We start from the raw sequence: 25,196 nt of genomic DNA, 5'->3' as shown, positions 1-25,196 counted from the left end.
CGCAAAACGGCAGCATTCCCAATGTGTCCGAATATTGAGACCGGGGCGCACGGCGGAAGGGCGGGCTACGGCGCACGGTGCGCTGCGTCGTCGTCCGCCCTTCACTGGGGTGCTCCGCGCGGTGGGCGAACCCGGAACGGTCAGGGCGCCGAGTGCCTGACGACCGTCTCCGCGTCCGAGCCCACGCCGGCGCCGGCCTGCTCATGACGGGCGTGGATCTCGGCGACGATCTTGGCGTGGGCCTCGTCCGTGAGCGTGTAGCGGAGCATCACGAGGACGGCGAGGAGGCCCAGGACGGCCGGGATGAGGCCCGCCGCCATCTGGATTCCGAAGACGGCCTCGGCCGTCTGCTGCGCCGCCTTGCCGTCGTAGCCCCCGGCAGCGATCGCGTAGCCGGCGAGGGCGCCGCCGACCGCCTGGCCGGTCTTGCGGGTGAAGGAGAAGAGCGAGTAGATGACGCCCTCGGAGCGGACGCCCGTGCGCCACTCGCCATACTCCACGGTGTCCGCCTCGAGGGCCCACACGACGATGTTGACCACGATGACGCCGCACATCGCGAGGGTGAAGCCGGCGAAGCCGAGCCACACGAGCGCGGCGGGGGCGAGGAGCACGATCACGCCGCCCGCCACGAGCAGGCCGCCGCCGGCGATGTACACGGTGCGCTTGCCGAACCGCGCCACGAGAGTGGGGATGGAGGACGCGAAGGCGAGGGACAGCGCGAGCTGGACGATCGCGAGGACCGGCACGAGGTCGAGCCGGTGCAGCACATCCCGGAAGTAGTACACCTGCACCGTGGTGAGGGCGAGCTGGCCCGAGAGGAACAGGACCGAGGACAGGCACAGCATCCCGAGGGGCCGGTTGCCCTTGAGGGTCGCGAGGCTCTGGCGCACGGTCACCTTCGGCACATCGCGCTGCACGCGCTCGCGGGCCGTGAAGAACGTGAACATGTAGAAGACGAACCCGACCGCCACGAAGACGACGGTCACCGTGGTGAACACCGGCTGCAGGTCTGCGCCGGTCTTGAGCAGCGGCGCCACGAAGATGCCCAGGGCGGAGCCCACGAGGAGCGCGCCCACCGTGCGGGCCGAGGCGAGCTTGGCGCGTTCCTTGTGGTTCTGCGTCATCGAGGCGGCCATGGAGCCGTACGGGATGTTCACGAGTGAGTACGCGAGGCCCAGGGCCGCGTAGGCGACGTAGGCGTAGAGGAGCGTTCCGGATTCGCCGAGCTGCGGGATGTGGAAGTTCGCCATGCTCAGCAGCAGCAGCGGCAGCGAGCCGAAGAGGATGAACGGGCGGAACTTGCCCCAGCGCTTCGTGTTGGTGCGGTCCACCATGCGGCCCGCGAAGATGTCCGCGAACGCGTCGAAGATGCGCACGATGAGGAACAGCGTGCCGGCCGCCGCCGCGGAGATGCCCGCCACGTCCGTGTAGTAGACGAGCAGGAACATCGTGGTGGTGGTGAACGCGAGGTTGTTGGCGGCGTCGCCCGCGCCGTATCCGAGGATGGTGCGCAGGGGAAGCTTGTGCGCCGGCTGGTTTGTCTGTGGTGACATCGTCGTCAGGCTTTCGTCAGGGGGGAGGTTCGGGCTGGTGCGGGCCGGGTCAGCGCTGGGCGCGGTCCCTGAGGCCCGCCCAGCGGCGGCGCAGCGCGTGGGCCGCGGCCTTGGGGCGGCGGTCGCGCGTGAAGGCGCCCTTCTTGTTGCCGTCCACGCGCATGATCCCGTTGGACGTGGCGAAGTCGGCGAAGTTCCACACGTGCTCGCCCACGAGGGCGGGGACGCGGTCGAACACGCGGTGGTACATGTCCAGGAAGTCGGCCTGGTACTCCTCGCTCCACGGCTGGCCGTAGAGCGAGTGGAAGCCGGGGAGGGTGTCCGCGCCGTACTCGGTCATGATCATGGGCCTGCCGAGCTTCTCGGTCCACGTGGTGAGCTCGTCCTCGAGTGCCTTCTCGGCGCTCGCGAGGTCGCCCGTGTTGAGGTACCAGCCGTAGTAGCGGTTGAGCATGATCACGTCGAAGAGGTCCGAGATCACGTCCTTGTCCGGGGTGTCGAACATGACGTTCACGAACCCGACCGGTCGGGTCGGGTCGAGCTCGCGGGCCAGCGCGGCGAGGGGCTCGAAGTACTCGCGGGCGCCCTCGCCGGAGGACTTGGGCTCGTTCGCGATCGACCAGATGACCACCGAGGGGTGGTTCTTGTCCCGCGCGATGAGCTCGCTGATGGCCTGGCGGTGGTTCGCGGCCGTCTCGTCGGTGACCATCTCGCCGTAGGTCGCCATGGGCGTGGTGCCGAAGAAGCCCGCGAAGTCCGCGTTGAGGCCCACCGCCGCCGTCTCGTCGATCACCACGATGCCGTGCCGGTCCGCGAAGTCCATGACCTCCTCGGCGTACGGGTAGTGGGCGGTCCGGAACGAGTTGGCGCCGATCCAGTCCAGGAGCGAGAAGTCGTTGACCATGTGGGCGTCCGAGTGGCCCTTGCCGATCGTGGTGTGGTCCTCGTGCATGCCGAAGCCCGTGAAGTAGAACGGCTCGCCGTTGATGAGGAACTCGGTGCCGCGCACCTCGACCGTGCGCACGCCGAACGGCTGCGAGTAGGAGTCCACCACCGCGCCGTCGGCGTCCAGCACCTCCGCGACGAGGGCGTACAGGTAGGCGCGGCCCGGCTGCCAGAGCACGACGCCGGGGATCGCCGCGGTGCCCTCGACGCCGTGCGCCGTGGTCACCTCGGCGCCATCCGCGTCGAGGATCCGGACACGCACGGCCGCGTCAGCACCGGCGTCGCCCGCCACTGCGATGCGGTACTCCACGGTGCCGGTGAGTTCCCCCGGGGTGCCCTCGAAGCCGGTCACCACGGTGATGTCCTCGACCCGGACCGCCGGGGTGCTGTAGAGCCAGACGCTGCGGTGCAGGCCCGCGTAGTTGTAGAAGTCGTGCATGTACTTCTGCTGGCGGCGGCCGTCAGCGCCCACCGTGATGGAGCCGGGCGGGATGGTGGCCTGCGTGAGCTCGTTGCTGACGGCGATGGTGAGGCGGAACGTGCCGCCGGCCGTCACGTGCTCGGTGATGTCCGCGCCGAAAGGCATGTAGCCGCCGAGGTGCTCTGCCACGAGGGCCCCGTCCACGAAGACCCTGCCCGCGTGGGTCGCGGAGTCGAGGCGGACGTGGATGCGCTCCCCAGCCCAGCCGCGGGGGACGCGGACCTCCCTCTGGTACCAGACCCAGCCCACGTGGTCGCGGATCTCCTGGTCGGCGAACACGTCGTTGTAGCTCGCGGGGACGCCCATCTCGAGGGAGGTCTCGAGGCGCGCATTCTGCCAGCCCTCGGCCAGGCCCGAGTTCGCGGAGTCGACCTTGAAGGCGTAGAGCCCGTCGAGGTTCACGAGTTCGCGGGTGGGGCCGTTCTGGGGCTTGAGCATGTCGTGCACGTCCTTGGGCGTTCGAGCTGTTGTTGCTGTTGATTCAGGGTAGTCATGGCTGCAACGTTGCGGCAATCGCTTGCCATAGGTTGCCAAGCACGGTTCCATCACCTGTTGGGGGGCAGATCCCGTGGGGCCCGGACTTCAGGCCTGGAGCCAGCGGGCCGCTGCCTGCGCGATTGCCGCCGGCGGCTCCGAGATGTCGAAGGCGCAGCCGGCCTCGTCAGGCTCGAGCTCCTCGAGCGTCGCGAGCTGCGAGTCGAGGAGCAGGGCGGGCATGAAGTGCCCTGGCCGCACGGCCAGGCGCGCGGCGAGCAGCTCGCGCGAGCCGCGCATGTGGACGAACACCGCGTCCGGCGCGGCCTCGCGGATCATGTCCCGGTACTTGCGCTTGAGGGCGCTGCAGCCGATCACCATGGTCCCCTCGGCCGCAGCCATGCGCTGCCCGATCTCTCGCAGCCACGGTTCGCGGTCGGCGTCGTCCAGCGGGACGCCCGAGGCCATCTTGGCGACATTCGCGGCGGGGTGCAGGTCGTCCCCGTCCAGGAACGCCCCGCGGAGCTCGCGGGCCAGCAGGGCGCCGACCGTGCTCTTGCCCGAGCCCGAGACGCCCATCGCGATGACGTGGAACGGCCCGGTGCGGGGAGCCGGCGCGCGCTGGCCCGCGAGGCTGGACACGGTGCTCACCAGTCGTGGACGGTGCCGTCGATGAGGCGGTTGTACGGGAGGTAGGCCTGCTGGTAGGGGAAGGAGTTGGCAGCCTCCTCGTTGAACTCGACGCCGAGGCCCGGCTTGTCGCCCGGGTGCAGGTAGCCGTCCACGAAGGTCATGGACTGCTCGAAGACCGTGTTGGTCTTGTCGGAGTGCTGCATGTACTCCTGGATCCCGTAGTTGTGGATCGCAAGGCCCACGTGCAGCTGGGCGGCGAAGCCCACCGGGGAGATGTCCGTGGGGCCGTGGAAGCCGGACTTGATCTGGTACTGGGCCGCGTAGTCCATGACCTTCTTCAGGGGCGAGATGCCGCCGAAGTGCGTCGATGCCGCGCGGACGTAGTCGATGAGCTGTTCCCGGATGATCGTCTGGAAGTCCCACACGGTGTTGAAGACCTCGCCGATCGCGAGCGGGGTGGTGGTGTGCTGGCGGACCAGGCGCAGCGCCTCCTGGTTCTCGGCGGGCGTGCAGTCCTCGAGCCAGAAGAGGTCGTAGGGCTCGAGCGCCTTGCCGAGCTTGGCGGCCTGCATGGGAGTCATGCGGTGGTGGCCGTCGTGGAGCAGGGGGATCTCGGGGCCGAACTCGTTGCGGACGGCCTCGAAGACGGTCGGGAGGTGGCGCATGTAGGCGCGGGTGTCCCAGTCCTCCTCGAGCGGGTAGGCGCCGCGGCCGGCCGGCTCGTAGTCGTAGCGCTCGCCCGAGGCCTGGGCCTGTGCGGCCACGCCGTAGACGGCCTTGATGCCCGGGATGGCGGTCTGGACCCGGATGGACTTGTACCCGAGCTCGAGGTGCTCGCGGATCGAGTCGAAGAGCTGCGGGATGTCCGTGCCGGACGCGTGGCCGTACGCGCGCAGGCCGTTGCGCGACGCGCCGCCCAGGAGCTGGTAGACCGGCATGCCGGCGGCCTTGCCCTTGATGTCCCACAGCGCCATGTCCACGGCAGCGATGGCGGCCATGGTGACCGGGCCGCGGCGCCAGTAGGAGGAGCGGTAGAGGAACTGCCACGTGTCCTCGATGCGGTGGGCGTCACGGCCCACGAGGAGCTGGGCGACATGCTCCTGGAGGTAGGCGGCGACGGCGAGCTCGCGGCCGTTGAGGGTCGCGTCACCGATGCCGGTGATGCCGTCCTCCGTGGTGAGCCTGAGCGTCACGAAGTTGCGGGTGGGGCTCGTCACGAAGACTTCAGCGGAGACGATCTTCATCGTCGCGTCCTTTCACTGCATCGGGAGATTGCCTCAAGACTACGAGCGGCGGCTCGGCGATGGCAACCGCTTGCCATAAGTTGCCATCAGTGCTGCGGGGTTTATGGGGCGGCCACTGAGCCGCGCAGGGCATCGACCCGCTCGACCACTGACTCCTCCCCCGCGAGCTCCGGCGACACGAGGGCGAGGAGGGCGCGGGTGCGCTCCCGGCCCTCGAGCTCCACCGCCGCGAGCACCTTCTCCCGGAGCGGGTCCTGGAAGGCTCGGCCGGACCCCGCGGCCACGGAGACGAAGTCCATCCACGCCGCGATCATGCGCGCCGCGGCGACGCCTGCACGCCCGGCGGCGCGCTCGGCGGCGAGTACCGGCACGGCGCGCATCCGCAGCTTCGTGGTCCCGTCCGCCGCGATCTGCGCCAAGTAGTGGGCGATCCGGGGGTTGGCGAACCGCTCGAGGAGCGCCGCCCGGTACGCGGAGACGTCGAGCTCAGGCAGCGTGAGGTGCCGGGCAGCCTCGTCCCAGAACGCCTCGACCGCGCTGCGGCACTCGGGATCCGCGAGCGCCTCGGCGACCGTTGCGTGCCCGCGCAGCTGGCCGGCGTAGGCCAGGAGCGAGTGCGCGCCGTTGAGCAGCCACAGCTTCCGGTTCTCGAACGGCTCGATCTCCTCCACGAACTGCGCGCCCGCGTCCTCCCAGCGCGGCCGGCCGGCCGGGAATTCCCCCGCGAGGATCCAGTTCGCGAACGGCTCCGCCACCACAGGCGCGGCGTCGCGGTAGCCGCACTTCGCCGCGACCTCCGCCACGTCGTCGTCCGTGGTGCGCGGCGTGATGCGGTCCACCGAGGTGCCCACGAAGCTCACGTTCTCCCGCACCCATTCCGCCAGACCCGGCTCGCCGGCGGCCGCACCGGAGGCACCGTCGGCGTCGAGGCGCTCCGCAAGGCGCACGACGGCGTCACGCGCCACGGCGCCGTTGTCCGCGACGTTGTCGCAGCTCACCACGGCGAGGGGCCCCCCTCCCTCTGCCCGGCGCCGCGCGAGGCCGCGGCACAGGCGCGCGAGGGGCGAGTCGTCGTCGTCCTTCTCGTAGACCGCCTCGGTGACCGTGAGCGTCACGATCGCCGTGCCCGGCGCGGCGAGGAGCTCCTCGAGCCGCGCCGTGTCCGCCCCGTCCACCGCCTCGGCGATGGAGCGGACCACCTCGAAGCGGTCGCCGTCCGGGCCCCGCTCGACCAGCGTGTAGACGCCCTCCTGCGCTGCGAGGGTGAGGGCGGCGTCGGGGCGCCGGCCGGTGAAGGAGGCGATGCCCCACTCGGCGGCGTCCGGGGCGTGCGCCGTGAACCAGGCCTGGTGGGAGCGGTGGAAGGCGCCGAGCCCCAGGTGCACGATGCGCACCGGCGGGGCCGGTACGTCGCCGCGGCCCAGGAGCGGGAGGGCGGTGGTCGCTGCTGCGGTCACGGTGGAATCCTTCAGGTCGAGAAGAGGCGTTGGGCAGGGAACGCGGGGGTCAGAGCTTGAAGACGCGCCGCGGGGCGGCGTCGATGAGGTCCACGATGATCTCGTGCGCGCGGGCCTCGGTGATGCGGTGCTCCGCGACGAGGCGCGCGAGGAACGAGGCCTCCACCCGGCGCGCGGTGTCGTGGCGGGCCGGGATCGAGCAGAACGCGCGCGTGTCGTCGATGAACCCGGAGGAGCGCGAGAAGCCGGCCGTCTCGGTCACGGCCGAGCGGAACCGCAGCATCGCGTCCGGCGCGTCGAGGAACCACCAGGGCGCGCCGAGGTACACGGACGGGTAGAAGCCGGCCAGCGGGGCGAGCTCCCGGCTGAACACCGTCTCGTCCAGCGTGAAGAGCACCAGATGGAAGCCCTCGGCGGTGCCGAAGTCCTGCAGGAGCGGCTTGACGGCCTCCGTGTAGCCGATCCCGAACGGGATGTCGTGGCCCGTGTCCGCGCCGAACCTCTCGAACGTCGGCCCGTGGTGGTTGCGCGAGGAGCCCGGGTGGACCGTCATCACGAGGCCGTCCTCGACGCTCATGCGCGCCATCTCGTACATCATGTGGGCCTCGAACACGTCCCGGTCCTTGGCGGTCGCCTCCCCGCGGCGTGCCTTCTCGAACAGCGCCTCGGCCTCCGCGCGGCCCAGCTTGAGCGTGAGCGGGGTCCGCACCCCGTGGTCCGCGGAGACGGCGCCGTGCTCGATGAAGTGGCGGCGGCGGTTCTCGAGGGCGCGGAGGTAGCCGGTGTAGCCCGCCGCGCCGTCCGCGGCCTCTGCGGTGAGCCGGTCCACGTTCTGCGCCCACGCGGGGTGGGCGACGTTGAGGTAGGCGTCCGGGCGGAACGTAGGCAGGACGCGGCCGGGGAACGACTCGTCCTTCGCGATGAGCGCGTGCGGCTCGAGGGAGTCGAGCGGGTCGTCGGTCGTGGCGAGCACCTCGATCCCGAAGTCCCGGAAGAGCTGGCGCGGGCGGAAGCCGGGTTCCGCGAGCTTCGCCGCGATCGCGTCATAGGAGGCGTCCGCGTGGTCCTGGAGCCGGTCGACCACGGCGGAGGGCAGCCCGAAGACATGCTCGAACTCGCTCCGCAGCCAGTACCCGGACGCCGTGCCGTCGAAGAGCGGCCACGCCTCGGCGAACGTGCGCCACGCAGTGCGGGAGTCGACGTCGTCCGTCCCGCCCACCCGCAGCTCGGCGAGGGAGCGGCCCGAGGCATGGACGAGGCGCGTCACATAGTGGTCCGGGCTCACGAGGAGCGCGGTGGGATCCGGGAAGGGGGTGTCCTCCGCGATCCAGTCGGCCGGCACGTGCCCGTGCGGGGAGAGGATCGGCAGGCCCTCGACCTCGGCGAGGAGCTCCCGCGCTATCCGGCGGGTGCCGGGATCGGCCGGGAGGAGGCGGTCCGGGTGTGCCGCGATCGAGTCAGTCATGGAGGTGCCCTCTTCTCTTCAGTCTCGTCAGTTCGCCTCGACGCCGGCGCGGTCGAGGACCTTCGCGAAGGCCCGGGCAGCCACGCCGAACGCTTCGGGCCCGCTGAAGCCGCCGAGTTCGAAGGCGTCCGCGAGGTGCGGCTCGAGCGATGCGAAGCCCGTGTACCCGCTGTCCCGCAGTGCCTCGACGGTGGCCAGCACTTCGCCGTCGCCCTCGCCGGCCGGCACGACCGTGCCCGTGTCCGCGAGCGCATCCTTGACCTGGAGGTAGGCGATGTGGGGACGAAGGAGCTCGTATCCCTCGGTGAAGGGCTTGACGCCGACCTGGACGAAGTTGGCGGGGTCCCACGCGAGCTTGAGCGCCGGGGAGTCCACGGTCTCGACGAGGTCGAGCACGCGCTCAGGGATATCGCCGAAGATGTCCTTCTCGTTCTCGTGCACGAGCACGACGCCGGTCCCCTCGGCACGGCGGGCGAGCGCCGTCATGCGCTCGATGACGGCGTCGCGGACGTCCTCGGGAGCACGGCCCTCGTAGTAGAAGGAGAAGATGCGGATATAGGGGGCCCCGAGGACCTCTGCAGCGCGCAGGGCCCGTCCCAGGCGCTCGACCTCGTGCTCGACCGGGAGCGAGATGTCCACCTTGCCGATGGGCGAGGCGACGGCGGAGACGCCGAGGCCCGCACCGTCGAGGACGGCCTTGAGCTCGGCGAGCTGGGCCTCGTCCAGATCCACGATGTTGGTGCCCCACGCGCTGCGGACCTCGATGTGGGAGGCGCCGAGCGCCCGGAGGACCGCCGCCTGGATGCGGGGATCGGCGTCGATCTCGTCTCCGAAGCCGGACAGGTGCCACGTTGCGCTCATGTTCGTTCCACTCCTTGGTCAGGCTGCGTGACGCAGCTCACCTCAGGCCGCGACACAGCCAGCCTAGGAATCGGCCGAATGCTCTGGCAAGCGATTGCCAAATGTTGCCAGAGCTGCTGCAATGGAGAGCATGACCGAAGAAGCCACGGCGCGGGACCGCATGCCGACCATCCGCGACATCGCCGAAAGGGCCGGCGTCGCAACCTCCACCGTCTCGCGGGCACTCTCCAACCCGCAGCGTGTCAACGTGCGCACCCGGGAGAAGATCGAGAAGATCGCCGCGCAGCTCAACTACGTGCCCAGCACGCAGGCACGGGGCCTGAGCTCAGGGCGGACAGGCGCCATCGCCGTCCTGGTCCCGGACGTTACCAACCCGTTCTACTTCGACATCATCCGGGGCACCCAGGACCAGCTCAAGGCCGCCGGCTACACCCAGCTCCTCGTGGACACCGAGGAGGCGACCGACATCGAGCTCGAGACGCTGCGGAAGATGCGCCGGACCTCGGACGGGATCATCCTCGCCGCGTCGCGCCTCACCGACGCACAGCTGGCCGACGCCGCGTCCCGGCACCCGATGGTCACGATCAACCGCGCGACGGCGGATGCCCCCACCGTGCTCCTGGACACCCCGGGCGCGATGGTCCAGGCCCTCGAGCATCTGGCCTCCCTCGGCCACACGAAGGTCACCTACGTGGGCGGGCCTACGAGCTCGTGGTCCACTCACCGGCGGTGGAAGGCCATCGAAGAGGCCGCCGCCCGCCGCGGCATCGAGGCGACGCGGATCGGGCCCTACGCGCCCAAGACCTCCTCGGGCGCTGCCGCCGCGGATGCCGCGCTGCGCACGGGGTCCACGGCGTTCATCGCCTTCAACGACCTCATCGCAATCGGCATGCTCGCCCGCCTCCGCGAGCGCGGAGTCCGGGTCCCGGAGGACGTGAGCATCGTAGGCTGCGATGACATCTTCGGAGCCGACTTCTGCAATCCGCCCCTCACCACGATCGCCTCGCCCATCGAGCAGGCCGGCCGCACCGCCGTCTCGATGCTGCTCGCCCAGCTCGACCCGACGCGCGGCGGGACGCCCCGGAAGCTCGCTGTCATGCCCACGCACCTCGAGATCAGGGAGTCCACCGGTCCCGCACCGGCGTCGGCAAAGGCGCCGTAGACGGCGGAGGCTCCCCAGCCGGCGTCGCCGACGCCATCTGCGGAGCCTCCGCCGGACCCAGCCGTCAGGCGCGCTGCGGGAACGTGCCCTCCGCGGCAATCCGCTCGTTGAGAAGGGCCAGGAACTCGTCCTCGTCGAAGTCGAGGGGCACCTCGTGGCCCTTCCAGCTCGAGAGGTGGATGGCGTTGGCGAGGCGCACGCCCTGGATGCCGTCGCTGCCGGGAGCGAGGAGCGGCGTCCCGTCCAGGATGTTGGCGGCGAAGTTCTCCAGGACGCCCGAGTGCTGCTCGCCCCACGCCGAGGCGAACTCGATCGTCTCGCGGGTGTACAGCTCGGAGGGGTCGAACTCCCCCATGAACATGCGGCGCACGTCCTCCATGCCCATGCCCTCGCTGATCTCCCGCTCGGGGCGGTTGAGGCGGGTCACGACCGCCGTCTTGGAGTCCTCGACGACGATCTTGCCCGCGTCGCCGAGGATCTCGAAGCGGTCCGTGCCCGTGATGTCGTGCGTCGCTGTCACGAAGACGCCCGTCGCGCCGTCGCCGTAGTCCACGACGGCGGTGACCTCGTCCTCGACCGCGATGTCGCGGCGGAAGCCGTACGCGGCCTTGGCGTAGACGGACTTCGGCACGCCGCAGATCCATTGCCACAGGTCGAGCTGGTGCGGGGCCTGGTTGACGAGGACGCCGCCGCCCTCGCCGCCCCACGTGGCGCGCCATTCGGACTGGTTGTAGTAGCCCTGCGGGCGCCACCACGTGGTGATGATCCAGTTGGCGCGTCGGATCGTGCCGATCTCGCCGGCGTCCACGATCTCCTTGAGGCGGCGGTAGAGCGGGTTGTTGCGCTGGTTGAACATGATCGCGAACGTGAGCTCTGGCCTGGCCGCGGCGTAGGCGTTCAGCGCCGCGACCTGCTTCGTGTAGACACCGGCGGGCTTCTCGAGCAGCACGTGGACGCCGCGCTCGAGGGCCTGGATGCCCATCTCGGGGTGGAGATAGTGCGGGACGGTCGTCACGACCGCCTCCACCGCGCCGCTCTCGAGGAGGGTCAGGTAGTCGTCGAAGTACTGGACCTCCGGGTGCAGCTCGGCAATCCTCTCCTTCTTGGACGGGTCGGTGTCGGCGACGGCGACGAGTTCGACGCTCGGCACCATCCCCTCCGCGATGAACTTCGCGTACGCGCTGCCCTGGGCGCCGAAGCCGACGATGCCCAGACGGACTTTCCTGCTCATGGTGTGTGCTTCCTTCGTGTGTGGGATCAGAAGAGGTCGGCGAAGCCGAGGGCCACGAGGTTGTCGTGCGAGGTCTGCAGCGCCTCGAACACGGTGCGCCCGTAGAGCTGGTCCTGCTCGACCAGGAGGTACTCGGCCCCGGCGTCGATCGCCGCCGGGATGATCGCCCCGAAGTCGAGGTTGCCCTCGCCCACCTCGGCGAACTGGACCACGCTGGCGAAATGGCCCATGAAGGCCGCGAAGTCGCCCGCCTCGTACGCCGCAATGCCCTCCTCGGGGAGCACGCCGATCCGATAGTCCTTGAGGTGGACCATGGCCGTGCGGCCCGCGTACTTCTGCAGGGTGCGCACCGGGTCGAGCCCGCCGCGGGCCACCCAGTGGACGTCGATCTCGAGGCCCATGGCGGGCGCCGCCTCGGCGAGGACGTCCAGCACGTGCCTTCCGCCCATCTTCGCGAACTCGACATGGTGGTTGTGGTAGTACAGCTCGATACCGTGCTCGCCGAGGGCCTCGGCGGCCTCGTTGGCCCGCTTCGCGTAGTCCAGAACCGTCCGCTCCGACCGCAGCTCCCCCATGGGCAGCATGCCGATGCGCAGCATCTTCGTGCCGAGGCGCCGGCAGTCCTCGACCGTGCGCTCCAAGTCGCCCAGGACGGCGTACGGCGTCTGGCCGGGGTCGCCGTCGACCTGCACCGAGAGCGCCGCGAACTCGATCCCGAGCTCGGCGCGGGCCCGGTCCAGCTCCGCAAGGTTCGCCTCGTCCATGGGGATCTGCGAGACCTCCACGGCGCGGTACCCGATCTCCGCCACCCTGCGCAGGGTCTCGAACGGTCCTTCCTGGGCGAAGCCCTCCCTGAGCATCATCGCCTGAACGCCGATTCTCGCCATCGTCCTTCTTCTCCCGTCTGGTGGGTTTCTCGTCGGTCTCACACGCCGGAGGCGAGGAGCGCCTTCCTCTGGGCACGGCGCTCTGCCTGCCGGTCCGGGTCGGGTACCGGCGAGGCGAGGAGGAGCCGCTGGGTGTAGGGGTGCTCGGGCGCGCGCGTGACCTGCTCGGCGTCGCCCTGTTCGACGATCTCGCCGTGGTACATGACCGCCACCCGGTGCGAGATGTGGCGCACCACGTCGAGGTCGTGCGAGACGAACAGGTAGGACACGCCCGTGTCCCGCTGGATCTCGAGGAAGAGGTCCAGGACGCGGGCCTGCGTCGAGAGGTCGAGCGCCGAGACCGGCTCGTCGCACACGATGAGCTTGGGCGAGAGGGCCAGCGCCCGGGCGATCGCGATCCGCTGGCGCTGGCCGCCCGAGAACTCGCGCGGGAGGCGGTGGATCGCGTCGGCGGGCAGGTGCACCTCGTCGAGGAGCTCGCGAATGCGGCCCCGCGCCTCCGACTCGCTGCGGCCCTGGACCCGCAGCGGCTCGGCGAGGATGTCCCCGATCTGCATGGCCGGGTTGAGAGACGTGTACGGGTCCTGGAACACCACCTGGATGTCCCGGGACAGGCGGCGGCGCTCGGCGCGGGACGCATGGGAGATGTCCTGGCCGTCGAAGACGACCGAGCCCCCCGTGACGGGGGCGAGGCCGAGGACGGCCCGGCCGAGGGTCGTCTTGCCGGAGCCCGACTCGCCCACGAGGCCCAGGGTCTTCCCCGCCTCGATGGCTACGCCCACGCCCTTGAGCGCGCGGAACGGCTTGGCCCGGAACCCCTTGCCCGGGTACTCGACGACGAGGTCCGCCACCGTCAGGAGCTTCCTGCTCATTGCGCTGCTCATCGCACGGCCTCCTTCTCTGCACGCTTCTGGGAGCTCTGCGCGCCCAGCGTGGTCATGGGTTCCTTGCCCTCGAGCATCGAGGCGAGCAGCATCTGCGTGTAGCCCTCCCGCGGGGAGCGGAGGATGTCCCGGACGGGTCCTTCCTCGACGAGGCGGCCGTTCTGCATGACGACGACGCGGTCGCACAGGTCGGCGACGACGCCGAAGTTGTGGGTCACGAGGATCATCCCCATCCCGAGCCGGGACTGGAGGTCGCGCAGGAGGTCGAGGACCTCTGCCTGCACGGTGACGTCGAGCGCCGTCGTGGGCTCGTCGGCGATGATGAGGTCCGGCTCGCAGCTCATGGCGCCGGCAATGAGGACGCGCTGGGCCATGCCACCCGAGACCTCGTGCGGGTAGGCAGCGAACGTCCGCTCGGGGTGCGGGATGCCGACGTCGGCCAGTAGCTTGAGCGCGCGGGCCTTCGCCTCGGCCTTCGTGATGCCGAGGACGCGGACCATGGGCGTCACGAGCTGGTACCCGATCGTGAACGCCGGGTCGAGGTTGCTCATGGGCTCCTGCGGGATGTACGCGATCCGCTTCCCGCGCAGGGGCCGCAGCCTGCCCTCGTCCACACGGTCGTCCGCGGGGGCCACGGTGTACTTCCCGTCGAACTGGACGGTCCCGGCGACGACGCGCGCGTTGTCCGGCAGGAGTCCGAGGATCGAGAACGCCGTCTGCGACTTGCCCGAGCCGGACTCGCCGACGATCCCGACCACCTCGCCGCGGTCCACGTGGAACGAGACGTCGTCGACGACCTTCTTGATGCTGCCGTCCGCCTGCGGATAGCCGATGCCGAGGTGGGTCACCTTGACCAGGTGGTGCTCGGTCCCGTCCTCGACCGGTGGCACGGCCGCTTTCGCGACGGGCCGTGCCTTGGCGTGGTGCGGCGCTGTGTCAGCGCCCGACGTCGACCCCATCGCGGCGCTCGTCGCGGAACCGAGCGCTGCGGTCGTGGCCGCGGTCGTCGCTCCCGACCTGCGTCCGCGCACCCGGTCCGTGTCCTCGAGCGCGTCCCGGACGGCGTTGCCGAGGAGCACGAGTGCGCCGATCGTGAGGCCCATAGCGAGGGCGGGCCAGAGGAGCACGGTCGGGGCGAGGTAGACGTTCTTGAAGCCGTCGTTGAGCATCACGCCCCACGTGGCCTGGGACGGGTCGCCGAGGCCCAGGAATTCGAGGCCGGACTGGATGGCGATGGCGATCCCGCACACGGCAGCGGTCTGGATGATGATCGGGGCGCGGACCACGGAGAAGACGTGTCGACCGATGATGCTCGCGTCGCTCAGCCCGGCCACCCGTGCGGCGTCGACGTAGAGCTCGTTCCGCACGGACTGGACGGCGGAGCGCGTGAGCCGGAAGTAGCTCGGGCTGATGAGGATGCCGAAGGCGATCATCGCGGTCCACACGCTGGGGCCGAAGGCGGCCCGGATCGTGAGGAGCACGATCAGGCCCGGGAGGCTCATGAGGATCGAGACGACCCAGTTGCTCGCGCTGTCGAAGAAGCCGCCGTAGTAGCCGGCGATGAGGCCTGTGGGCAGGCCGATCGCGATCGCCACCGCGGCGCACAGGAGCGCGGAGGCCAGGGTCAGCTGGGCGCCGAAGGCGATCCGGCTGAAGATGTCCCGGCCGGCGGAGTCCGTGCCCAGGAGGTTGACGACGTCGGGCGCCGCGAGGGTCTTGGCGATGTTCGCGTAGTTCTGGTCGAACGGCGCGATCACCGGGGCGAACACGGCAAGAACCACCATGGCGCCGAGGACCGCGATCGCCGCGATGCCGAGCGGGTTCCTGAGCAGGCGCAGGAAGGCGCTCGAGCGGACGACCGTCCCGGCCTGTCCAGTGTCGGGGTCAGGTCCGGCAGGGCCCGGACGGGTGGACGCGAGGGTGGTCATGAGACACGCACCTTGGGGTTGAGCCAGCCGTTGAGGAGGTCGACGATCAGGTTCACGATGATCACGACGACGACCGTGTACATGACGACGCCCATGACGACGGGGAGGTCGCCGAGGCTCGTCGAGGATACGGCCATGGGGCCGAGGCCCGGGAGGGCGAAGATCGTCTCGATGATGAGGACGCCGCCGAGCATGCCGATGAGCTGCAGGCTCAGCACCGTGAGGCCGGCGGGAGCCGCGCTGCGGAGCACGTGCTTGAAGAGGATCTCGTTCTCGCCGATCCCGCGCGAGCGAAGCGTGCGGACGTAGTCCCGCTCGAGCTGCTTGATGACGGCGGAGCGGATCTGCTGTGCCCCGCCCGTGACGCCGTTGAGCACGAGGGCCAGGACCGGCAGCGTGAGCGAGAGCACCCACGCCTCCGGCCCGGCGCCCGGGACGATCGTGCTCGTCGCGGGGAAGGCCTTCAGCTGGATGGCGAAGAACGTCACGAGGACGATTCCGATCACGAACCCCGGGATGGCGTCGCCGACGACGGCCCCGACCTGGACCATGCGGTCCACCCAGCCGCGCCGCACCGCGGCCGCAACCCCGATGAGCGCCGCGATGACCGCGATGAAGCCCATCGCGACGAAGACCATCGTCATGGTGATGGGGAGTCGGTTCCCGATCGCATGGGCGACGGGCTCGGACGTGAACCAGCTGGTCCCCAGGTCTCCTTGGAGGGCATTGCCGATCCACGAGAGGTAGCGCACGGCGAGGGGCTGGTCGAGGCCGAGCTCGGCCTCCTTGGCGGCGACCTGCTCGGGCGTGGCCTGGTCGCCGACGATGTTGCGGGCGATGCTGCCGCTGGACATGTACAGCAGCACGAAGGTGAGGACGGAGACGGTCAGCAGGACGACGAGTCCGCTGCCGAGCCGCTTGAGGATGAACGGGATCATGGCTGGCTCCGGGGTGTGGGCGGGGTAGCCGGTGGCGCCCGGAGCCTAGGGCCCGGGCGCCACCGTCGCGGCTACTTGGCCGGCGCGTAGTTGTAGATCGACGGGACCGCCTGCTGGACCTGCGGCGTGACCGTGACCTTCTTGGGGTTGACGTAGTACATCTGGTTGACCCGGAAGAGCGGTGCGAACCACGCGTTCTCGGTGACGTACTGGTTGACCTCCTGGGCCGCCTTGCCGGCGTCCTTGCCCGCGACCTCGACGGCGTCGATCTTGGCCTGCAGCTCGGGCGTGGTGGTCTTGAACGGGTTGTAGAGGGCCTTGGTGGAGACCATCTGGTTGATCGCGACCCACGGCTCGCCCTGGAACAGGTTGAAGAAGAGTGCGGTGAACTTCTTGGCGGCGATGTCCGAGGTGTAGGTCGACGTGAGCGCGGCGCCCGGGTTGAACGTGATGCCGACTTCGCCGAGCTGCTGCTTGATCGCGGCGAGCATGGCCTCGCTGCCGGGCAGGGTCGGGACCTCGATGACCACGTCATCCGCGTGCCCGGCCTCCTTGAGCAGCGCCTTGGCCTTCTCCGGGTTGTACGGGTAGGCGTCCTCGAGGGACTCGGCCCAGGCACCGGAGTCCTTGCCGAAGACCTGGCTCGTGGGAGTGCCCTGGCCGAAGTTGATCTGCTCGAGGAGCGTCTTGCGGTCGAGCGCGTAGTTGATGGCCTGACGGACGCGGACGTCGCCGAGCGGCTTGTTCACCTCGCCGTTGCGGTCGAGGAGCAGGAGCCCCGACCAGTCCACCTGGTTGGTCACGAGCTGGAGGCCGGCGCCGTCCGCCTGCTTGCCCGTCTTCGGGTCGAGGAGCGTGGCGTCCACCTGCCCGGACACGATGGCGTTGACGCGAGCCGTGGGGTCCTGGAGGTACTTGAGGGTGACCTTCGAGAACTTCTGGAGGTCCTTGTTCCAGTAGCCCTCACGTGCCGTGAACACGTACTGCGAACCGGCTACGGTGGCGGCCTTGTCCATGACGTAGGGCCCGCTGCCCACGGGGTTCGTCTTGATGCCCTCGCTGCCGATCGCCTTCGGGCTGGCCATGAGGCCAGCCGCCTGGCTCAGGTAGAACTCGAGCGAGGGGTCCGGCTTCGACAGGCTCAGCTCGATGGTGTCCTCATCGACCGCCTTGACCTCCTTGACGGCGGCGAGCTGCTGCATCTGCGGCCCGTTCGCCTTCTTGAAACCATCCAGGTTGGCCTTAGCGGCCGCGGCGTCGAACTTCGCGCCGTCGCTGAAGGTGACGTCCGTGCGGAGGTCCATGGTGAGGACCGTGTTGTCCGCGTTGTACTCCCATTCGGTCGCCAGCATGGGGCTCAGCGTGCCGTCCGGCTCGCGGAGAAGCAGCGAATCGTAGGCGAGCTGGTAAGGCTGCAGGACGTGGCCCACGTGGGCCTGGGATGGGTCCCACGAGCGCAGGTCCACGAGCGTGCCCAGGGTCAGGGCGGGCGCGCCGCCTTGGCCACCGGTCGCGCTGGAACCGCCGCCGCAGGCGGCGAGGGTGAGTGATGCGGCGGCCAGGACGGCCGCGGCGCTCAGGCGTAACTTCATTGTCAGCTCCTCTGGAGGGGTGCGTTCCCGGTGCGTCCCACTCGCGTGTGAGACCCATCACAACCGGTCTGCAGATCACGCTACGGACGTGGCCGGATGGTAGACAACCGTTTGCCAAAAGTTGCCGGAGTCACATCCAGCACGGAGGCACAGCCTCTCTAGGCGACCGGACTCGCCCACGGGCCCAGCGCGTAGGAGCGCGCGTACAGGTCCTTGATCAGCCGCAGCGACGGCGCCGCGGCCTCCGCGTCGATCCAGAAGGGCACCCCGGCCGCCACCGAGCGGTAGAAATCGGCGATGAGGAGCCGGTGCGAAGCACCCCAGTAACTCCTCCCGCCCGGCAGGGCTCCCGCCTCCTCCACCGTCTCGATCCGGCCGTCCGCCCAGCGCACGGTCAGGTCACCGCACAGGCTGAGCCTGGCCTCCTCGGTCTCGATCTCGATCGCCACCGGCGCATTGACGCCGTTGGCATTGGTGGCGAAGAAGACGGACCGCACGGGCTGTCCCGCGCCCGGGGCGCGGCCCGGCCCGGGAGCCCGCCCCACGCCGTCGTGCGCCATGCCGGCCTGCGGCATGCCGTCCGCGGCGTGCTCGAGGAGGATCTGCGCGGTGTCCTCCACCTCGATCACCCCGCCGAGCGAGAGGTTTGACGCCGACCCCGCCACGACCCGTGCCGGCCCGAGGAGCCACTGGAGGAGGTCGAGGGTGTGGATCGCCTGGTTCATGAGGAGGCCGCCGCCGCTGCCCGCCCACGTGCCGCGCCATGGTCGCGCCGCGTAGTACTCGGGGCCGCGGTGCCAGAACACGGTGGCATGCGCGCCCAGGATCCGCCCGGCGGCGCCGGAGGCGAGGACCTCCGCGAGCGCTCGGACAGGCGCGTTGTAGCGGTTCTGGAAGCACACGCCGAGGGACGCGCGGCCGCGGACTGCGCGCGCCGCGGCAACGACCGCCTCGGCCCCCTCGAGCGTGTGCGCGAGCGGCTTCTCCGTCAGGACGTGCACGCCCGCCGCGAGCGCCGCGACCGCCTGACCGGCGTGCTCGCTGTGCGGAGTGCACAGGTGCACGACGTCGATGCCCCCGGCCGCGAGCAGGTCGCCGAGGCTGGCGTAGCCGGGCACGCCATAGCGCCTCCGGGCCGCCTCCCGCCGTGCGCCGTCGGTGTCGACGACGGCGGCGAGGACCGCCTCGGGCACCGCCGCGATGGCCTCGGCATGCTGGGCGGAGATGTCCCCGCAGCCCACCACGGCGGCGCGGAGGGGCAGGCTTCGGTGCGCGTCACTGGGCATGCGTCCCACGCTAGTGACGCGCGTCTCGCGCTAGCAACCGATTGCCACGGCATGCCATCGCCGGCGAGGGTCACGCAGCCCTCCGCCACGGCACCTGTACTACGCTGACCCCATGCGCGAACTCCAGGCGAAGATCATCGAGGAGATGGGCGTCAAGCCCGAGATCGACCCCGCTGCCGAGGTGGCTGCGCGCGTCGGATTCCTCAAGGACTATCTCAAGGCGACGCACGCGAAGGGCTTCGTCCTCGGCATCTCGGGAGGCCTCGACTCGTCCCTCGCGGGGAGGCTCGCCCAGCTCGCGGTCGAGTCGCTCGCCGAGGAGGGCATCGAGGCGGACTTCGTGGCCGTGCGGCTTCCGCATGGCAACCAGCACGACGAGGAGGACGCACAGGCGGCTCTCGACTTCGTGGCGGCGAAGACCGAGTGGACCTTCAACATCAAGGAGGCCGTGGCCGGCTTCGAGCAGGCGTACGAGCAGACTCCGGGTACCGAGCTCAGCGACTTCACACGCGGGAACACCAAGGCCCGCGCACGCATGACCGCCCAGTACATGGTCGCCGGGGAGCGGCAGCTCCTGGTCATCGGCACCGACCACGGCGCCGAGTCCGTCACCGGCTTCTTCACGAAGTACGGCGACGGCGGCGCGGACATCCTGCCCCTCTTCGGGCTCGACAAGCGCCAGAACCGCCAGCTCCTCCAGCATCTCGGCGCTCCTGACCGGATCTGGCAGAAGATCCCCACCGCGGACCTCCTGGACCTGGAGCCCGGCCGGCACGACGAGCACGAGCTCGGCATCACCTACGAGCAGATCGACGACTACCTCGAAGGCCGGGACGTTCCCGAGGCCGCAGCCGAGTCGATCGAGAAGCGCTACCTCCTCACCCGCCACAAGCGCACTGTGCCGGTGACCATCTTCGACACGTGGTGGCACGAGGGGCCCGAGGAGTGGAGCCGCTAGGCATGCCCCAACGGCGTTGAGGCAGTGGGGGGCGGCCCTGCCCGCGTCAGCGTCGATGTTGATAGCGTGGGCGCGTGAAGATCGCTACCTGGAACGTGAACTCCCTCCGCGCCCGCGCCGACCGTGTGGAGGGATGGCTGCTGCGCAGCGACGTGGACGTCGTGGCCATCCAGGAGACCAAGTGCAAGGACGAGAACTTCCCCTGGGAGCTCTTCGAGCGCAACGGGTACGAGGTGGCGCACTTCGGGCTGAGCCAGTGGAACGGCGTGGCGATCGCCTCCCGTGTGGGGCTCACGGACGTCGAGCGCACGTTCCCGGACCAGCCCGCCTTCGGCAAGGGCGGCAAGGACCCGGTCCAGGAGGCGCGCGCCATCGGGGCCACCTGCAACGGGGTCCGGGTGTGGAGCCTCTACGTCCCCAACGGCCGCTCGCTCGACGACGAGCACATGCCCTACAAGCTCGACTGGCTCAAGGTCCTCAACGGCCACGCCGCCGAGTGGATCTCGCAGGACCCCCAGGCGCAGATCGCGCTCATGGGCGACTGGAACATCGCCCCGCAGGACGAGGACGTCTGGGACATCGACTACTTCCGCACCGCCGGCCTCACCCACGTGAGCGAGCCCGAGCGGGACGCGTTCCGGGCCTTCGAGGCCACAGGCTTCGAGGACGTGGTGCGCCGCCACACCCCCGGCCCCGGCGTCTACACCTACTGGGACTACACGCAGCTCCGCTTCCCCCGCAGGGAGGGCATGCGAATCGACTTCGTCCTCGCCTCCCCAGCCCTCGCCGCCCGGGTCGTGAATGCGCACATCGACCGGGAGGAGCGCAAGGGGAAGGGCGCGAGCGACCACGCGCCCGTCGTCGTCGAGCTCTCGGAGGACGAGTGAACGCGCGGGGCCTCCGCGCACGGAGCCGCCCATGAGCGGCGCGCGCAGTCACGCGGGGCTCCCGCTCGCCTCGCAGCTGCGCGTCTACGAGCCGCTCGAGGCCTTCAACGCCGCCGAGCGCTCCCGGATCGAGCGCAGCCTCGGCGAGCACGCGGCCGGCCGGGTCGAGCTCGACCAGGCCGAGGCGGATGCGGCCATGGGCCGCATCATCGGCTCCGCGGGCGACCCGTTCCCGGACAGTGCGGCGGAGTTCACCCGCACGCTCACCGTGGACGGCCGCAAGCTGTACTGCCCCTCGCAGCTCGTGCTCCGCTCCGGTCTCGCGGCAGAGTCCGTCCTCACCACCGCCCCGGCCCAGCTCGCCAACGTGCTGCTCCCGGAGGCGGCGCGCAACCGGCACCAGGAGCGCGTGGACCAGATCGCAGCGGAGGCCGCGAGCCCGCGCGTGAACACGCGGGAGTCCCTGTGGGGGATCCCCTTCAGCTGGTTCGTGCTGTTCCACCAGCAGGACCCCACCGAGGTGGTCGAGCAGGACGGCCGGATCCGGACCGTCCGCATCACGACCTCATGGTCCAAGGCCATCAGCCGCGCCCGCTTCGCCGTCGCCAACCTGGCCTTGGCGGCGCCGGAGATGAACATGCTGGACGAGCTCACCGCGCTCACGGAATGGCTCGAGGAGTTCCACCCGGACTCGGCGGTCGAGCTGGACTACGGCGCGGTCGCCGACCGCGTGCACCCGGACGAGTCGCCGCTCGACGTCCTGCTCGGGATCGAATGCCTCGCGGAAGGGGACATGACCGGGGCCGCCGCGGCCTACCGGCGCCTCGCGTCCCGTTGGATCCCCATACGGCAGCTGGCCCGCGCCTCGTAGGGCGCGGGCCAGTGGCGCCGGCCAGACAGGCCGTACCGGTCACGCCGGTCAGGCGGGTCGGGCCAGGGCCTCAGTCCTGTCGAACGTCAGTCCCTGCGGACGTGCTGCTGGGCCTCCTGGACCCGGTCCTGCACGGAGCTGCCCTGGTAACGGGCCTCGTCCTTGACGCTCTCCGTCGCGGTGGTCGCGGTCTCCTTGACGGACTCCACGGCCTCCCGCGCCGGCTCCCTGAGGTGGGACGCGGCCTCCGAGGCGGCCTCCGACAGCTCGTGGGCGAGCGGCTGGGCCTTCTCCTTGACCGTCTGAGCGAGCTCCTGCTCCTTCTCGCTCGGCGGGAAGAGCGAGGCCACGAGCGCGCCGGCGCCGAAGGCGATCAGGCCGGCCGCGAGCGGGTTGCCCTGCGTCTTGCGGACGGCCGTGCGCTCCGCCCGGCCCACCGCGTCCCCGGCCCGGCCCATCGTGTCTCCCGCGCCGTGGACGGCGTGGCGGGCGGACGAGGCCGCGTCGTCAGCGGTCCCCATGATCCTGTCCTTCATGTCGGACACCGCTCCCTTGATCTGCTCGGACTTCCGGTGCGCGATATGGGAAGGGCTGACCTTGTCCGCCACCGCGTCCACGTCATACCCCAGCCTCTCGCGCGTCTGCTCGATGTCGGCTCGGATGGCATCAGGATTCTGGCTCATCGTGGCTCCTCACTCGGCTTGAGGGATTCGGGGATCCTCTTGACCGTCTCCGCAGTGCGCGGGAGGCCCTTGACTGCTTGCATCTCCTTCTTGGCCCGTGCGGCCAGCACCGCCGCCACGATCCCCCAGAGGACGGCGACGATGACGGCGGACCAGCCCAGGCCCACCACGTAGTTCCCGAGCGCCCACCACAGGGCCAGGGAGAGGAAGAGGAGGACGAAGTGCCCTGCGACACCCGCCCCTCCGTACATCCCGGCGCCCTTGCCCGCGCGGGTCGCGCTCTCGCGCAGCTCCGCCTTGGCGAGCTCGAGCTCCTGGCGCATGAGGGTGGAGAGGTCCGCCGCGACGTCCCCGACGAGGTCGCCGAGCGACGACGTGGCGGCCTTCTGCTCCGCCGGCGGGACCCCGCCGGCGGTCCCGGGCGCGTAGCCCGGCGCTCCCGGAGGCGGCTCAGGCGCCCCGTATCCGCGTGTCTGGCTCATCAGAGGCCCCCCCGCTCCCCGCGGCGCCAGTCATCGGACAGCGGATCCTCGCCCTGCGTGTCCTGTCCCAGCAGTTCGTCGCCGAGCGCGGTGTCCTCACCCTGGGTCCGGTCCTGGCCGTACGCGAAGTCGTCGCTGTCCGAGGCCGCGGGATTCGCCCCCGCGCCCGCGCCGGTTCCGAGCCCGCCGCCGGAGGCGACGCCCGCGCCGGCCTCGGTGCCGAACTGCTCCGCGGCGCTCGCGCCCGTCGGTGTGCCGCTGTAGCCCGAGTAGTCCACGTTCGCGGTGGTGCCGGCGGCCTCCGCCGCGTAGAGCGGGTCCTGCGGGTCGGTGCCCGAGTCCACTCCTGCACCCGCGTACGCGCCAGTCTCCGTCGAGTAGGCGCCGGTCCCGGGGGTGGATGCGCCCGCGCCGTGGGTCTCGCCCGCGCCGTAGGACCCGGTCCCGTAGGCGTCGGTCCCGTAGACCCCTGCCGCGCCGGCTGCCCCGTAGACTCCGGCCGTGCGGTAGGCGTCGCCGCTCCCGTAGTTGCCCGCGGGGCTGTACGCGTCGCCGGTCTCCGTGCCGTACACGCCTGCGGACGACGGCGGCGTGGTGGGCCGGGCGGCCATGGCGCCCTGGCCGTCGTCGGGCCCGCCAGCGGCGAGCGACCGGCTCAGGCGACCCGCCAGGAGGCCGGCGCCGGCGGCCGCGGCGAGGAAGAAGCCCGGCTTCCGCCGGGCGAAGGAGGTGACCTCGTTGAGCAGCGAGCCGGGGTCACGCTGGTCGAGCCACTCTGCGAGGGCGCCCGTGCGCTGCGCGGCCTGGCGGACGAGGTCGGTGCCCACGCCCTGGCCCTCGCTGCGGGATGCCATCGAGTCCAGCTCCTGGTGGATGGCGCGCAGGCCCTCCGCAGCGCGGGTCTGCTGCTGCGATGCCTGGTCCATGAGCTCTCGCCGGCTCTGGTGGAGGAGGTCCTTGACCTGGTACTTCGCCTCGTGGGCTACATCGACGGCCCCCTCCTTCGCCGTCTCACCCACTGCTCCTGCCGAGGAGGCAGCGTCGTGCGCCACTCCCCTGGCCTCGTCCTTCATCGTCGCCGTCCGGGGCTGCTCCGGCGTTCCCGGGCCTCCGGTCAGGGATTCACTCATGGTCTTTCCTTTCGGATCGTCACTCGAATCAAGCAACGGACTCATGACGATTACCCCGCAGCCGGCAATGCACACGGTGCGAGTTGGATCACGGCCGCGGCCCCGAACCTCCGGACCGGCCTCAGGCCCTCGGGGGCCCCGTGGTCTCGCGGACCACGAGGCGCTGCTCGGCGATCTCGCTGTGCACGGCGCCTGCCTCCCCCGCGAGCTCGGCGAGGAGCATCTGGGTCCCGCGGCGGGCCTGGGCCATGGGGTCCTGCCACACCGTGGTGAGGCCCGCCGCTGCGCCCATCTCGTGTCCGTCGATCCCCACGATCGAGAGGTCCTTGGGAACGTTCAGGCCGCGGCGGCGGGCCTCGAACAGTGCCCCGAGCGCCATCTCGTCAGACGCGCACACCATTGCGGTGGGCCGGGGCTCGGGCATCTCGAGGAAGCGCGCCATGGCCTCGATCCCGCTCTGCACGGTGAAGTTGCCGTAGAACGCCGCGTCGGGATCCAGCTCGAGCCCCGCCTCGTGCACGGCGTCGTGGAACCCCTCGACGCGGATCTTGGGGACGGAGAAGTTCAGGTCCGAGTCGTCCTGGCCGTGCAGGAGCGCGATGTGCCGGTGCCCGAGGCCGATGAGGTGCTCGGTCGTCGCGCGTGCGGCGCGGTAGTCGTCGATCCCCACGTTGGGGCACCCGGGCACCGGTCCGCCGATCACGATGAGCGGCATCTCGATCGCCTGGAGGTCCTCGATCTCCTCGGGGTGGAGGTACATGCACAGCAGTAGGATCGCGTCGATCTGCTTGTGCACCATGGACCGGCTGAAGAGCCGCTCGCGCGGCTCCGTGCGCCCGCCGAGGTGGAAGAGGGAGAGGTTGTAGCCCTTGCCGTGAAGTTCGTCGTCCACCCCTGCGATGGCCTTGCCGAAGAACCACCGGTCCACGTACGGGGCTAGCACGCCGATGGTGTGCGTCTTCCCCGTGGCGAGGCGGGTGGCGGCCGACGACGGGACGTACCCGAGCTCCTTCGCCGTCGCCAGGATCTTCGCCCGGGTTGTCGGCGAGACGCGGGGCAGGCCCCTGATCGCGCGGGACACGGTTGCGGTGGAGACCCCGGCGGCCGCCGCGACCTCGTCGATCCCTACCATGGTCTTCCTACCCCCACAGCTCCCCCACCGCC

Annotated in this window: 22 protein-coding genes; 4 read left to right on the top strand and 18 right to left on the bottom strand. The window is 70.5% G+C overall.

All coding sequences use genetic code 11. The features are described from left to right. Positions 1-140: 140 nt before the first annotated feature. The 7 genes from uidB to ABCQ75_RS05045 form a co-directional block, all read right to left on the bottom strand. Positions 141-1,553, bottom strand: coding sequence for a glucuronide transporter (uidB, locus tag ABCQ75_RS05075; protein WP_345883534.1), 1,413 nt, complete (start codon positions 1,551-1,553; stop codon positions 141-143). 49 nt (positions 1,554-1,602) lie between these two features. After that, positions 1,603-3,417, bottom strand: coding sequence for a beta-glucuronidase (uidA, locus tag ABCQ75_RS05070; RefSeq protein ID WP_345883532.1), 1,815 nt, complete (start codon positions 3,415-3,417; stop codon positions 1,603-1,605). A 144-nt stretch (positions 3,418-3,561) separates the two neighbouring features. Further along, positions 3,562-4,104, bottom strand: coding sequence for a gluconokinase (locus ABCQ75_RS05065; protein WP_345883530.1), 543 nt, complete (start codon positions 4,102-4,104; stop codon positions 3,562-3,564). Further along, entirely contained in the window at positions 4,101-5,330 is a 1,230-nt protein-coding gene (gene manD, locus ABCQ75_RS05060) for a D-mannonate dehydratase ManD (RefSeq protein WP_345883528.1), read from the bottom strand. Before manD ends, ABCQ75_RS05065 begins: the two co-directional genes overlap by 4 nt. A 101-nt stretch (positions 5,331-5,431) precedes the next feature. Then, positions 5,432-6,787, bottom strand: a complete 1,356-nt coding sequence (locus ABCQ75_RS05055) for a mannitol dehydrogenase family protein (RefSeq protein ID WP_345883526.1) — start codon at positions 6,785-6,787, stop codon at positions 5,432-5,434. Positions 6,788-6,836: 49 nt separating this feature from the next. Further along, complete coding sequence (gene uxaC, locus ABCQ75_RS05050; protein WP_345883524.1) at positions 6,837-8,252, bottom strand: glucuronate isomerase; 1,416 nt, start codon at positions 8,250-8,252, stop codon at positions 6,837-6,839. A gap of 27 nt (positions 8,253-8,279) precedes the next feature. Further along, complete coding sequence (locus tag ABCQ75_RS05045; RefSeq protein ID WP_345883523.1) at positions 8,280-9,113, bottom strand: sugar phosphate isomerase/epimerase family protein; 834 nt, start codon at positions 9,111-9,113, stop codon at positions 8,280-8,282. A gap of 121 nt (positions 9,114-9,234) precedes the next feature. Here ABCQ75_RS05045 and ABCQ75_RS05040 point away from each other — a divergent pair, with 121 nt between their 5' ends. Then, entirely contained in the window at positions 9,235-10,275 is a 1,041-nt protein-coding gene (locus ABCQ75_RS05040) for a LacI family DNA-binding transcriptional regulator (protein ID WP_427916041.1), read from the top strand. A gap of 64 nt (positions 10,276-10,339) precedes the next feature. Here the strand turns inward: ABCQ75_RS05040 and ABCQ75_RS05035 are convergent, their stop codons facing one another. From ABCQ75_RS05035 to ABCQ75_RS05005, 7 genes are all read right to left on the bottom strand, one after another. Continuing rightward, positions 10,340-11,506 (bottom strand): Gfo/Idh/MocA family protein, encoded by a 1,167-nt coding sequence (locus ABCQ75_RS05035; RefSeq protein WP_345883520.1) that lies wholly within the window; start codon positions 11,504-11,506, stop codon positions 10,340-10,342. Between the two features lie 26 nt (positions 11,507-11,532). Beyond that, positions 11,533-12,393 carry a sugar phosphate isomerase/epimerase family protein gene (locus ABCQ75_RS05030; RefSeq protein WP_345883519.1) on the bottom strand — a complete coding sequence of 287 codons (861 nt, stop codon included), beginning with the start codon at positions 12,391-12,393 and terminating at the stop codon, positions 11,533-11,535. A 38-nt stretch (positions 12,394-12,431) separates the two neighbouring features. Further along, positions 12,432-13,265: an ATP-binding cassette domain-containing protein gene (locus tag ABCQ75_RS05025; RefSeq protein ID WP_345883765.1), complete on the bottom strand. Its 834-nt coding sequence runs from the start codon at positions 13,263-13,265 to the stop codon at positions 12,432-12,434. Between the two features lie 8 nt (positions 13,266-13,273). Then, positions 13,274-15,205 carry a dipeptide/oligopeptide/nickel ABC transporter permease/ATP-binding protein gene (locus tag ABCQ75_RS05020; protein ID WP_345883517.1) on the bottom strand — a complete coding sequence of 644 codons (1,932 nt, stop codon included), beginning with the start codon at positions 15,203-15,205 and terminating at the stop codon, positions 13,274-13,276. Next, a complete protein-coding gene (locus ABCQ75_RS05015) occupies positions 15,202-16,143 on the bottom strand; it encodes an ABC transporter permease (protein ID WP_345883515.1) in 942 nt (313 codons plus the stop codon). The genes ABCQ75_RS05020 and ABCQ75_RS05015 overlap by 4 nt, the downstream gene beginning before the upstream one ends. A 71-nt stretch (positions 16,144-16,214) precedes the next feature. Then, positions 16,215-17,735 (bottom strand): ABC transporter substrate-binding protein, encoded by a 1,521-nt coding sequence (locus ABCQ75_RS05010; RefSeq protein ID WP_345883513.1) that lies wholly within the window; start codon positions 17,733-17,735, stop codon positions 16,215-16,217. A 158-nt stretch (positions 17,736-17,893) separates the two neighbouring features. Beyond that, the gene (locus ABCQ75_RS05005) at positions 17,894-19,021 is read right to left on the bottom strand and encodes a Gfo/Idh/MocA family protein (RefSeq protein WP_345883512.1); all 1,128 of its coding nucleotides are present in this window, start codon (positions 19,019-19,021) and stop codon (positions 17,894-17,896) included. Positions 19,022-19,133: 112 nt separating this feature from the next. Here ABCQ75_RS05005 and nadE point away from each other — a divergent pair, with 112 nt between their 5' ends. From nadE to ABCQ75_RS04990, 3 genes are all read left to right on the top strand, one after another. Continuing rightward, positions 19,134-19,979 (top strand): ammonia-dependent NAD(+) synthetase, encoded by an 846-nt coding sequence (nadE, locus tag ABCQ75_RS05000; RefSeq protein WP_345883510.1) that lies wholly within the window; start codon positions 19,134-19,136, stop codon positions 19,977-19,979. A 74-nt stretch (positions 19,980-20,053) separates the two neighbouring features. Beyond that, on the top strand, positions 20,054-20,866 hold the full coding sequence (locus ABCQ75_RS04995; RefSeq protein ID WP_345883508.1) for an exodeoxyribonuclease III: 813 nt from the start codon (positions 20,054-20,056) through the stop codon (positions 20,864-20,866). Between the two features lie 31 nt (positions 20,867-20,897). After that, positions 20,898-21,737 (top strand): DUF8083 family protein, encoded by an 840-nt coding sequence (locus ABCQ75_RS04990; protein ID WP_345883506.1) that lies wholly within the window; start codon positions 20,898-20,900, stop codon positions 21,735-21,737. A gap of 86 nt (positions 21,738-21,823) precedes the next feature. Here the strand turns inward: ABCQ75_RS04990 and ABCQ75_RS04985 are convergent, their stop codons facing one another. The 4 genes from ABCQ75_RS04985 to ABCQ75_RS04970 all read right to left on the bottom strand — a co-directional run bounded on the left by ABCQ75_RS04985 (position 21,824) and on the right by ABCQ75_RS04970 (position 25,164). After that, on the bottom strand, positions 21,824-22,420 hold the full coding sequence (locus tag ABCQ75_RS04985) for a DUF3618 domain-containing protein (protein WP_345883504.1): 597 nt from the start codon (positions 22,418-22,420) through the stop codon (positions 21,824-21,826). Further along, complete coding sequence (locus ABCQ75_RS04980; RefSeq protein ID WP_345883503.1) at positions 22,417-22,902, bottom strand: phage holin family protein; 486 nt, start codon at positions 22,900-22,902, stop codon at positions 22,417-22,419. The genes ABCQ75_RS04985 and ABCQ75_RS04980 overlap by 4 nt, the downstream gene beginning before the upstream one ends. Next, entirely contained in the window at positions 22,902-24,032 is a 1,131-nt protein-coding gene (locus ABCQ75_RS04975) for a hypothetical protein (RefSeq protein WP_345883501.1), read from the bottom strand. The genes ABCQ75_RS04980 and ABCQ75_RS04975 overlap by 1 nt, the downstream gene beginning before the upstream one ends. Positions 24,033-24,153: 121 nt before the next feature. Continuing rightward, on the bottom strand, positions 24,154-25,164 hold the full coding sequence (locus ABCQ75_RS04970; protein WP_345883499.1) for a LacI family DNA-binding transcriptional regulator: 1,011 nt from the start codon (positions 25,162-25,164) through the stop codon (positions 24,154-24,156). Between the last annotated feature and the right edge of the window lie 32 nt (positions 25,165-25,196).

The organism is Sinomonas halotolerans (assembly GCF_039615075.1).
GTDB lineage: Bacteria > Actinomycetota > Actinomycetes > Actinomycetales > Micrococcaceae > Sinomonas > Sinomonas halotolerans.
The sequence above is the reverse complement of the archived record's forward strand: the minus strand, read 5'-3'. Positions and strand labels throughout refer to the sequence as shown.

Excerpts from the sequence above, each read along its gene's own strand:
- ABCQ75_RS04980 (WP_345883503.1), bottom strand. The coding sequence starts at position 22,902 with ATGAGCCAGACACGCGGATACGGGGCGCCTGAGCCGCCTCCGGGAGCG.
- ABCQ75_RS05015 (WP_345883515.1), bottom strand. The coding sequence starts at position 16,143 with ATGATCCCGTTCATCCTCAAGCGGCTCGGCAGCGGACTCGTCGTCCTG.
- ABCQ75_RS04990 (WP_345883506.1), top strand. The coding sequence starts at position 20,898 with ATGAGCGGCGCGCGCAGTCACGCGGGGCTCCCGCTCGCCTCGCAGCTG.
- ABCQ75_RS05020 (WP_345883517.1), bottom strand. The coding sequence starts at position 15,205 with ATGACCACCCTCGCGTCCACCCGTCCGGGCCCTGCCGGACCTGACCCC.
- uidA (WP_345883532.1), bottom strand. The coding sequence starts at position 3,417 with ATGCTCAAGCCCCAGAACGGCCCCACCCGCGAACTCGTGAACCTCGAC.
- ABCQ75_RS04970 (WP_345883499.1), bottom strand. The coding sequence starts at position 25,164 with ATGGTAGGGATCGACGAGGTCGCGGCGGCCGCCGGGGTCTCCACCGCA.
- ABCQ75_RS05040 (WP_427916041.1), top strand. The coding sequence starts at position 9,235 with ATGGAGAGCATGACCGAAGAAGCCACGGCGCGGGACCGCATGCCGACC.
- uxaC (WP_345883524.1), bottom strand. The coding sequence starts at position 8,252 with ATGACTGACTCGATCGCGGCACACCCGGACCGCCTCCTCCCGGCCGAT.
- ABCQ75_RS05010 (WP_345883513.1), bottom strand. The coding sequence starts at position 17,735 with ATGAAGTTACGCCTGAGCGCCGCGGCCGTCCTGGCCGCCGCATCACTC.
- nadE (WP_345883510.1), top strand. The coding sequence starts at position 19,134 with ATGCGCGAACTCCAGGCGAAGATCATCGAGGAGATGGGCGTCAAGCCC.
- ABCQ75_RS04985 (WP_345883504.1), bottom strand. The coding sequence starts at position 22,420 with ATGAGCCAGAATCCTGATGCCATCCGAGCCGACATCGAGCAGACGCGC.
- ABCQ75_RS05035 (WP_345883520.1), bottom strand. The coding sequence starts at position 11,506 with ATGAGCAGGAAAGTCCGTCTGGGCATCGTCGGCTTCGGCGCCCAGGGC.
- ABCQ75_RS05025 (WP_345883765.1), bottom strand. The coding sequence starts at position 13,265 with ATGAGCAGGAAGCTCCTGACGGTGGCGGACCTCGTCGTCGAGTACCCG.
- ABCQ75_RS05045 (WP_345883523.1), bottom strand. The coding sequence starts at position 9,113 with ATGAGCGCAACGTGGCACCTGTCCGGCTTCGGAGACGAGATCGACGCC.
- uidB (WP_345883534.1), bottom strand. The coding sequence starts at position 1,553 with ATGTCACCACAGACAAACCAGCCGGCGCACAAGCTTCCCCTGCGCACC.
- ABCQ75_RS04975 (WP_345883501.1), bottom strand. The coding sequence starts at position 24,032 with ATGAGTGAATCCCTGACCGGAGGCCCGGGAACGCCGGAGCAGCCCCGG.
- manD (WP_345883528.1), bottom strand. The coding sequence starts at position 5,330 with ATGAAGATCGTCTCCGCTGAAGTCTTCGTGACGAGCCCCACCCGCAAC.
- ABCQ75_RS05005 (WP_345883512.1), bottom strand. The coding sequence starts at position 19,021 with ATGCCCAGTGACGCGCACCGAAGCCTGCCCCTCCGCGCCGCCGTGGTG.
- ABCQ75_RS05030 (WP_345883519.1), bottom strand. The coding sequence starts at position 12,393 with ATGGCGAGAATCGGCGTTCAGGCGATGATGCTCAGGGAGGGCTTCGCC.